Below are 1,722 nucleotides of genomic sequence, written 5' to 3'. Positions count from 1 at the left end.
CCTACCGCTGTTCGGCTATCCGGTTTTGGCATCATCTCGATATAGTCTCGCTTCATCGTCTTCACGAAGCTCTCCGCCATACCGTTGCTCTGTGGGCTTCTCACCGCAGTAGTTCTGGGCTCCAACCCGATTTCTCGTGCAAACGCGCGGGTCTCATGGGCTCGATACGCCGAGCCATTATCAGTCAGCCACTCCACCGGTGATGCCGGCAACGAATCCCCAAAGCGACGTTCGACAGACCTCAGCATGACATCTTGCACAGTGTCACTGTCGTAACCCCCAGTACTGGCCGCCCAGTCCAACGCTTCCCTATCGCAGCAATCCATGGCGAACGTGACACGTAGTTTTTCACCGTTATCGCAGCGAAACTCGAAGCCATCTGAGCACCACCGTCGATTGCTCTCGTTGACGGCAACACGCCCCTTATGTGCCTGCTGGGCCAATGGTGCAGCTGGTTTTCTTTCCAGCAGCAAGCCATGCTCGCGCATGACGCGATATACCCGCTTAGCGTTTACCACAGGTTGTTCTGTTGCCTCAGACTGGCGCCGTAACAGCGCCCAGACCCGGCGATAGCCATAGGAGGGAAGCTCTGCCATCGCCTCCATGATACGGCCAAGTAAGGCTGCATCATCACGCTGGCGATGATGACGACCATCTTGCCAACCCGGTTTTCGATGAACACGAACGGATAGCTGCGCACGCGATACATTAAGAGCCTGGCTCACAGCACTTAATCGTCGTCCCCCGGCAACAAGGGCGCATGCGCAATCCATTTTTTTGCTCGACCATACTCCACGGCTTCTTTGAGGATCTCGTTCTCCATGGTCTTCTTCCCGAGCAGACGTTGTAGCTCTCGGATCTGCTTGATGGCAGCAGCCAACTCGGAAGCAGGAACAACATCCTCACCGGCGGTGATCGCCGTGAGAGACCCTTCTTGGAATTGCTTACGCCATTTGAAAAGCTGGTTTGCGTTTGCGTATTCCGGCGAAGTTGAACAGCCATTCCGGCCAACGTGAACACCCTGATCCTTAACGCGCTCACGTCATCTCGTTTCTAACTCGACTGTTCAGATTGGGTCAACTCACTTCTCCTCTTCCTCATCGATTCTCCCTTCAGTGGCAGCCGGTGAGCGTTGTGCATCAGCCGGTCCAGGATCGCATCTGCCAGGGTGTTGTCACCCAAGCTCGCGTACCACTCTTCAGTTGGCAGCTGACTGACCACTATCGTCGAGTATTTCCCATACCGATCATCCATGATCTCCAGCAGTGCGTTGCGCTGTTCGGCATTCACCGCCTCCAGTCCCCAGTCATCCAGGATCAGCAGCTCTATCCTTGCCAGTTGACCCAACAGTCTGGCGTAACTGCCATCTACCTTGGCCTGGCTCAGCTCAAGCAGCAGACGTGGCAGCCGGTAGTAACGAGTGCTATGCCCTTGCTGACAGGCTTGGTAGCCCAGCGCACAAGCCAGGTAGGTTTTTCCACAGCCACAGGGGCCGGTAATGAGCAGGTTCTGGCCCCGGCGCAGCCACTCTCCTTGGGCCAGGTTTGCTACCTGTGACCGCTCCAGGTTGCGTGCTGACTGGTAGTCCAGCTCCTGCACCGTGGCCTGGAGTTTGAGCCTTGCCTGCTTGACCAGCCGAGTTTGCTTACGCTGCTCCCGGCTCAGTTGTTCGTGTTCGACCAGCAGGCTTAGCCGCTCGATGAAGGGCAGCCCTTCGTAGGT

General features: G+C 56.6%; 1 protein-coding gene and 1 pseudogene. Both read right to left on the bottom strand.

What is annotated here, in order from left to right; all coding sequences use genetic code 11:
- Nucleotides 1–973 (bottom strand): annotated as a pseudogene (locus PG896_RS20885) (IS3 family transposase); the annotation flags it as partial.
- 80 nt (nt 974–1,053) lie between these two features.
- Nucleotides 1,054–1,722, bottom strand: a 669-nt coding sequence (istB, locus tag PG896_RS20880; protein ID WP_270836186.1) for an IS21-like element ISAs29 family helper ATPase IstB, incomplete at its 5' end; no start/stop codon positions are given.

The organism is Aeromonas sp. QDB30 (assembly GCF_027707645.1).
Taxonomy (GTDB): Bacteria; Pseudomonadota; Gammaproteobacteria; order Enterobacterales; family Aeromonadaceae; genus Aeromonas; species Aeromonas caviae.
This window is presented reverse-complemented; position numbering and strand designations above follow the sequence as displayed.